Source organism: Aquabacterium sp. UBA2148 (genome assembly GCF_002328915.1).
GTDB classification, from domain to species: Bacteria; Pseudomonadota; Gammaproteobacteria; order Burkholderiales; family Burkholderiaceae_C; genus Aquabacterium; species Aquabacterium parvum.
In genome coordinates this window covers 1-7,198 of record NZ_DCXA01000174.1, presented here as the reverse complement: position 1 = coordinate 7,198, position 7,198 = coordinate 1, and the positions used below count along the sequence as shown (strand labels likewise).

Annotated in this window: 7 protein-coding genes and 1 pseudogene; 6 read left to right on the top strand and 2 right to left on the bottom strand. The window is 67.1% G+C overall.

Annotated features, from left to right (window positions below; all coding sequences use genetic code 11):
* A partial coding sequence (locus B2W70_RS09730) for a hypothetical protein (RefSeq protein WP_286745228.1) occupies positions 1–182 on the bottom strand: 182 nt, incomplete at its 3' end.
* Between the two features lie 241 nt (positions 183–423).
* On the opposite strand from B2W70_RS09730, the gene B2W70_RS09725 reads away from it, so the two are divergent.
* Positions 424–1,095: a glutathione S-transferase family protein gene (locus B2W70_RS09725; RefSeq protein WP_286745234.1), complete on the top strand. Its 672-nt coding sequence runs from the start codon at positions 424–426 to the stop codon at positions 1,093–1,095.
* Between the two features lie 16 nt (positions 1,096–1,111).
* On the opposite strand, the gene B2W70_RS09720 is transcribed toward B2W70_RS09725, so the two are convergent.
* Positions 1,112–1,555: a cupin domain-containing protein gene (locus B2W70_RS09720; RefSeq protein ID WP_286745226.1), complete on the bottom strand. Its 444-nt coding sequence runs from the start codon at positions 1,553–1,555 to the stop codon at positions 1,112–1,114.
* A 123-nt stretch (positions 1,556–1,678) separates the two neighbouring features.
* On the opposite strand from B2W70_RS09720, the gene B2W70_RS09715 reads away from it, so the two are divergent.
* The 5 genes and pseudogenes from B2W70_RS09715 to argJ all read left to right on the top strand — a co-directional run.
* Positions 1,679–2,401 (top strand): UPF0149 family protein, encoded by a 723-nt coding sequence (locus B2W70_RS09715; RefSeq protein WP_286745224.1) that lies wholly within the window; start codon positions 1,679–1,681, stop codon positions 2,399–2,401.
* Between the two features lie 241 nt (positions 2,402–2,642).
* On the top strand, positions 2,643–4,838 hold the full coding sequence (locus B2W70_RS09710) for a TRAP transporter large permease subunit (RefSeq protein ID WP_286745222.1): 2,196 nt from the start codon (positions 2,643–2,645) through the stop codon (positions 4,836–4,838).
* A 26-nt stretch (positions 4,839–4,864) separates the two neighbouring features.
* Positions 4,865–6,064, top strand: coding sequence for a sensor histidine kinase (locus tag B2W70_RS09705; RefSeq protein WP_058088140.1), 1,200 nt, complete (start codon positions 4,865–4,867; stop codon positions 6,062–6,064).
* Positions 6,065–6,086: 22 nt separating this feature from the next.
* The gene (locus B2W70_RS09700; protein ID WP_286745218.1) at positions 6,087–6,923 is read left to right on the top strand and encodes a LytR/AlgR family response regulator transcription factor; all 837 of its coding nucleotides are present in this window, start codon (positions 6,087–6,089) and stop codon (positions 6,921–6,923) included.
* Between the two features lie 129 nt (positions 6,924–7,052).
* A pseudogene (gene argJ, locus B2W70_RS09695) lies at positions 7,053–7,198 on the top strand (bifunctional ornithine acetyltransferase/N-acetylglutamate synthase); the annotation flags it as partial.

The window sequence follows — 7,198 nt, the reverse complement described above, 5'->3', positions numbered from 1 at the left end:
GCGAACACGTCGCTGGCAGCGGCCACGCTGCGCGCGATGGCGCCACCGGACATCAGCTCGTGGGCAGTCGATTCGGCCGGACCGTCCGGCAGCACGTGGTGCAACCAGTCGGACAGCCCCCGCGCTGCCGCACGCCAGGGACCAAGCATCGCGTGTTGGGTTTCGTAGGCGGCATACAGCATGTGGTGCTCGGCTGGTTCAGGTGAGGGTGAATGAGCAAGTTGCGAGCCACCTTGGTGTCCGCCGTGTTCGACGCCCGGTGTTTCCCCCCTCGGCCAGGCCTGCCCCACCCAGGTGGCATGCGCTTTGCTCGCACCCACCTCCACACGACGAGGAGACATCATGGCCCCCACAGCCCAGGCCCCCGCACGCCCTTCTGCGGCCAAGAAGGCCGCCGCCAAGAAGAGCCCTGCGCCCAAGGCCATGAAAACGGCACCCGCCGCCACCGCCGAGTTGACCATCACCAGCAAGAACTACTCTTCGTGGTCGTTGCGAGGGTGGCTGCTGGCGCGCTTCTCGGGCCTGCCTTTTGACGAAAAGGTGCTGCCACCCGACGACCCCAGCACCCGCGCCGAGATCCTGCTGCTGGCCTCGTCCATCCGCGTGCCCAGCCTGGTGCACGCGGGCACGCACGTCTGGGACACCCTGGCGATCGCCGAATACCTCAACGAGGTGTGCCCGGATGCGCAACTGCTGCCGGCCGACCGCGCCGCGCGCGCGCACTGCCGCGCCATCAGCGGCGAGATGCACTCGGGCTTCTCGGCCCTGCGTTCTTCGCTGCCCATGAACCTGCGCAACCACTTCCCCAAGTTCAAGGTGTGGTCGCGCGCGCAAGCCGACATCGACCGCATCTGCGACATCTGGCGCGAATGCCTGAGCACCTACGGCGGACCCTACCTGTTCGGCCCGCACCGCACCGTGGCAGATGCCATGTACGCGCCCGTGTGCACACGCTTTGCCACCTACGACGTGCCGCTCGACAAGGTCTGCGCGGCTTACCGGGACCTCATGCTCGGCCAGCCCGAGATGAAGGAATGGCTGCGCGACGCCAAGGCCGAGCCCATCGACATCGACGAGCTCGACGTGGAGTTCTGAGCGCGCAGCCCCGGGCTCAGCGCGATGAAACCGCCGCTTCCGGCCAGCAGCCCGAAGGTGCTGGCACCGCGCAGACCGGCTCCACGTCGATGGACGTGAAATCGGCGGGGCTGACGATCTCCAGGTACTCCATGTCCGGCGAGTAGTCGAACAGGAAGTGGCGCACGCCGGGGCGCTGGTGCACGCAGTCACCGGCCTTGACCAGCGTCTCCTGATCCTCGTACATGAACCTGGCCCAGCCCTTGGTCATGATGACGATGTGGAAGTTCGCCTCATGACGGTGCCAGCCCGTGCCCTTTTCCGGCGCGTGGTGGGCCTTGACAAGGTGCGCGACCACCTTGCCGTTGGTGGCCGCCGAGATGCCCAGGTCCTTGTAGAGGAAGAAGTCTCGCAGCCCGTCGCCGCGCCACTCGGCGTCTTCCGCCCTGGTGTGGGCGAACTTGGTGGAGGTGTCCAGCATGATCGAGTCCCTTTCTGCGCCCTCATGGCGCCCAGCCCATGACACCGGGCGCCACGCAGGTTTCGTTCCCGGCACACATTCCCGGCACAATGCGACTTTCGAGTGCACGACCGCGACGCCACCATGAAGACCACGCCCCCCCTGACCGACTCCGAGATCAACGAACTCGACGAGCTGCTGGCCGCTGTGCCCGCCCCTTACGAGACCGTTGACGCGGTCATCCTCGACGGCTACCTGGCCGGCGTGCTGGTGCAACCTGTGCAGCTCGAGCCCGAGCAGTGGCTCTCGCCTGTGTTCGGCACCGAGGGCATGCCCGAGCCCGGCATCGAAGGCTGGAGCGAGAAGCAGCACACCCGCCTGGTGACGCTGATCACGCGCCGCAAGGACGAGATCCTGCGCGGCATCCTCGAAGAAGGCTGGTTCGACCCGATCATCCCCATGATCGAAGAAGAAGACGGCCAACCCGCCAAGGGCGAAGCCGCCTTCGAAGGCCTGGGCTACTGGGCCGCCGGCTTCGAATGGGCATTGGCCAACTTCCCGCAGCTCGAAGAAGCGGCCCTGCCCGGCGTGCCCGACCTGCTCGACTCCATCTGGCGCCACCTGCCCGAGCAGGACGAGGCCCAACAGGCCATCACCAAGGCCTTGAACGAAGACCACCCGCTCAAGAACCTGGACGAGGCCATCGAAGCCCTGGTGTTCGACATCGTCGACCTGGCCCAGATCGGCATCGAGCAACGCCACAAGGTCGAGACCGTGGTGCGCGACGGCCCCAAGGTCGGTCGCAACGACCCCTGCCCCTGCGGCAGCGGCCAGAAGTACAAGAACTGCCACGGCAAACTGGCCTGATCGCGCCCGTTTTGCGCCCACGCCGGCGCTTTCGCGATGCAACAAGGGCTCCCTGCGGGGAGCCCTTCTCATTGGCGCCTTGCCATTCACTCCCGTCAGATGCCGTTTCGCGCCGCCCAGCCCGCCATCCATCTTTCCCTAATGTTTCGCGCTTGACCTTGTCCCTAGAGTCGCGCCTGGAAACCCACACAAAAAGCGACGAGGTCCGCCAGAGGCCTGCGCTGGTACCAGGAGACAAACCATGTCAGCAGAAACCACCCTGCACGCCCCACCCAGGTTCAGCCTGTTCGGCCGCAAGCCGAGCGAATGGCTGGTCGGCTTGCCCACCATCACCTTGCTGCTGCTCGTGCTGGTCATCGGCACTGGCGAGATGCTGCACGGGCAGCTGCTGCGCATGGGCGAGTCCATGTTCGGCGACAAGGACAACGGGGTGCAGTACTTCATGCTGCGCGCCGACCCTGAAAAACCCGCCTGCGACCCGAGCCTGAACGTCGATGCCGAAGTCGCCCGCCAGATCGCCGCAGACCAACGCAGCACCGGCGACGCGCTCGACGACCTGTTCGAAGCCTCGGCCATCGACCCGGTGGCTCGCCGCCATGCCGTGCTCGTGTCCCTGCAGCAATGCCAGGCCCGTCACGAGCTGTACCAGAAGGCCATCACGCACCTAACGCCCACCGTCATCGCCTACCGGACCCTGGAGACCAGCTTCTTCGGCCTGTTCCAGTTCGGCACCGAAAACCGCCCGCTGATCCTGCTGCTGCTCATGGGCGTGACCATCGTGGCCACCACGCTGGGCTACCACCACATCAGCCTGATCGCGCCCCGTTTCCCCCGGGACTTCAAGATCCAGGCCTGGACCATGCTGGCGGCCTCGTCGGTCTCGATGTGGTCGGCCATCCGCTACTACCAGATCTCCGTGGCCTCGGGCGTGGAGGTCGAAGACCCGCACATCCACTTCGCCTGGATGGCGCTGTTCGGCTCGCTGACGCTCGTGAGCGCCTGGCAGACCGTGCGCCCGCATCGCCCGAACGACGCCCACCACATTGGCGAAGGCAGCTGGCTGAACGCGCTCAAGTGCGTGCCGCTCGCCGGCCTGATGACGCTGAGCTCGGCCAACTACTTCTTCGGCGCCAACCACCCCTCGGGCCTGGCCATCTACACCAACGCCCTGATGGAGTTCCCGAACCTGCCGCTGCAGCTCGCGCTCTTCATCTGGTGCGGCATGCTGTTCAAGCAAAGCCGCATGGTCGATGTCTTCATGAACCTGCTGCGCCCCTGGAAGCTCTCGCCCGAAGCGCTGACCTTTTTCGTGCTGCTGGCCGCCGCCATCCCGACGGCCTACACCGGCGGCTCGGGTGCTTTCGTGATGGCCGCTGGCGCCATCATCTATCACGAGATCCGGGCCGTGGGCGGCAGCAGCCAGTACGCCCTGGGCGCCACCGCCATGTCGGGCTCGCTGGGGGTGGTGCTCAGCCCCAGCCTGCTGGTCATCGCCATCGTGGCCGTCAACAAGGAAGTCACCAGCGACGAGCTCTTCCACTGGGGCCTGTACGTCTTCTTCCTGACGTCCGCGCTGTTCTTCATCGCCTCGCAACTGCGCCGTGAAAAGCACACCATCGACATCGCCCCGGTGAGCGAGGCCCTGCCCGCCACCTTGCGCCAGATCCCGACGCTGCTGCCCTATGTGGCCGTCGTGGCCGTGGTCAGCGCCTTCTACGCCACGGTGCTGAACTCGCCGCTCAACGAGATCACCGCGCCGATCATCATGCCGGTGATGATGATCCTCATCGTCGTGTTCGACAAACTGCTGCAGGCCCGTGGCTTCGGCCCGCAATCGACCCAGCTGGCTTTCGCCATGCACCGCGAAAAGGGCATCGAGTCGTCGATCCGTGTCTCCACCATGGAGACGGTCGAGCACCTGGGTGGCTACCTCTTCCTGATCCTGCTGTCGCAAGCAGCAGGTGGTGTGATCGAGCGCTCGGGCATCATCCACTACGCACCCGACGTGTTCGACAGCGCCTGGACGGCCATGGCCTTCATGGCCACCGCCCTGGTCGTGCTGGGCATGTTCATGGAGCCCCTGGGCGCCATCTTCCTGGTCTCGGGCACGCTGGCTCCGCTGGCCTACAAAAGCGGCATCGACCCCGTTCACTTCTGGATGATGGTGCTGGTGGCCTTCGAGCTCGGCTACCTGATGCCGCCGGTGGCGCTCAACCAACTGCTGGCTCGCCAAGCCGTGGGTGATGCACTCATCGAAGCTTCCGACGAAGAAGCCGCCCACCAGCGCTCCTTCTACCGCCGCTACGAACGCTGGATCCTGCCTTGCGCCGTCATGACGGTGGGCCTGATCCTCGTGTCCTTCGGGCCACTCGCCATCAGAGAGTTCCCCGAGCTGCAGGGCTGGCTCAAGGGCTGGATCATGCCGACGCTGCATTGAGCGCACGCGGCTGACACAATCGGGGGATGTCCACCCAGGCCCCATCCAGCGATCCGACCACGCTCGGGTCCATCCCGCGCACAGGCTGGTTCAACCTGGCCTGGAGCGTGGCGATTGCCCTGTTCATGTGGGCGCTGGAAGTGGCCGCCCCCGGCCCGCACGAGGGCCACTCGCTCATCGTCTTCCTGGCTTACGCCATCAGCCTGGGCTACTGGGCCTGGACACTGACCGGCATCGTCTTCCTCGCCGAAGCCCGCTACGTCTGGCGCCAGCAGCCCGAGCTGCGTCACCGCTACCTGCACAGCGGCGTGTACGGCCTGGTGCGCTGGCGAACCCACCTGCTCTGCGCGCTGGTGTGCATGCCGATCGCTGCGGGCTTCGGCGTGTTCCTGGCCCGCGCGGTGCTGAGCCTGCCCTGGCCGGGCAGCGCCCACATCGGCGACACCCTGCCCTTCGGCGTGGCCATGGTCATGACCTGCAGCATCGCGTTGCTGACCTTCACGCTGGACTACATGCGCGTGCGACTGGCCGCCAACGAGGTGCGCACCGAGGCAGCACAACGTCAGGCGGTCGAGAGCCAGCTGCAACTGCTGCGGGCCCAGCTCGACCCGCACATGATGTTCAACACCCTGGCCAACCTGCACGCGCTGATCGACGCCGACCCGCCGCGCGCACAGGCCATGCTCGAGCACCTCATCACCTTCCTGCGTGCCACCCTGCAAGGCAGCCGCGCCCTGAGCCACCCCCTGCGTGACGAGTTTGCCCGCCTGCAGGACTACCTCGCGCTGATGCAGATCCGCATGGGCCCTCGACTGCAGATCGAAGTGGACCTGCCGCCCCAGTTCGCCGGCATCCATGTGCCCACCTTGCTGCTGCAGCCCCTGGTCGAGAACGCCATCAAGCACGGGCTCGAATCCAGCCGGGGCAAAGGCCAGCTCACCGTGCGCGCCCGACAGCAGGGGCAACACCTGCTGCTCGATGTCGTCAACACCGGCCGCACCCTGTCTGAAGAGGACGCCACCAGCAGCGGCCCAGGCTTCGGCCTGCAAAGCGTGCGCGAGCGCCTGCGCTCGGCCTACGGCCAGGACATCAGCCTGGAGATGGTGCCCGGCCCCGGCGGCGAAGGCACCCGCGTGACCGTGCGCATGCCGCTGCAAACCGATGCCCCGGCCCCCGCGCCTGCGCCAGAGCCCTCACCGTTCGGTCCCTCTCGCTTCCTGCCCTGAGCCCACACGCCCCACCACCGCCATGAACGCCCTGGCCCTCATCGCCGAAGACGAACCCCTGCTGGCCGAGGCGCTCGCCCGCAAGCTGCAACGCCTGTGGCCCGAGTTGCAACTGCTGCCCGCCGCCCCCGATGGCCAGGCCGCCATCGACGCCGCGCTGGAAGGCCTGCCCGACATCCTTTTCCTGGACATCCAGATGCCCGACGTGACCGGGCTGGACGCCGCCGACGTGATCCTGGAACGCTGGCCCGATGACCGCCCCCTGCCGCTCATCGTCTTCGTCACCGCTTACGACCACTACGCCCTGGCCGCCTTTGAACACGCCGCGGTCGACTACGTGCTCAAGCCGGTTCAGTCGGCCCGCCTGGGCACCACCGTCACCCGCCTGCAGGCTCAGTTGAGCTGGCGCCAGCAAGGTGGCGGCGAAGCCGAAACGCAGTCCCCCGTTTCTGCTGACCACCCCGGCCTGCCCAACCTGAGCGAGGATGCCGACGGCGCCATGGGCCGCCCCACGCTGCACCGGCCCGAGCCCCTGACCATCATCCAGGTCGCAGCCGGGCAGACGCTGGTCATGGTGCCGGTCGAAGACATCCTCTGCTTCGAGGCCGCCGACAAATACGTGCGCCTGGTCACCGACCGCGCCGGCAGCAGCGAACTGCTCATCCGCACGCCCCTGCGCGAACTCCTGCCCCGGCTCGATGCCAACCGCTTCTGGCAAGTGCACCGCAGCGCCGTGGTCAACGTCACCGCCATCGACCGCGTCATCCGCGACGGCGGCAAGCTGCGCATCCACATCCGAGGCCGCGCCGAAACGCTCGAAGTCAGCCGCATGTACGCCCACCGATTCAAAGCGATGTGAGGCGGGGCCTTGCGCCCAGCCACCCCCGCAACGATGCTGCACAATCGGGCCTCCCCGCCGGGGCGGGCCCCACCGCCCCACATGCCACCCAGGCGCCCACGACAAGCGCCACGCCACGCGCCACACACCATGCCCGTCAACCTGACCGCCCCGAACCCCTCTGACCTGCACCCCGTTCCCGGCGTGAAGCTGGGCATCACCATGGCGGGCGTGCGCAAGGCCAACCGCCGCGACCTGACGGTCATCACGCTCGACGAGGGCAGCGCCGTGGCGGG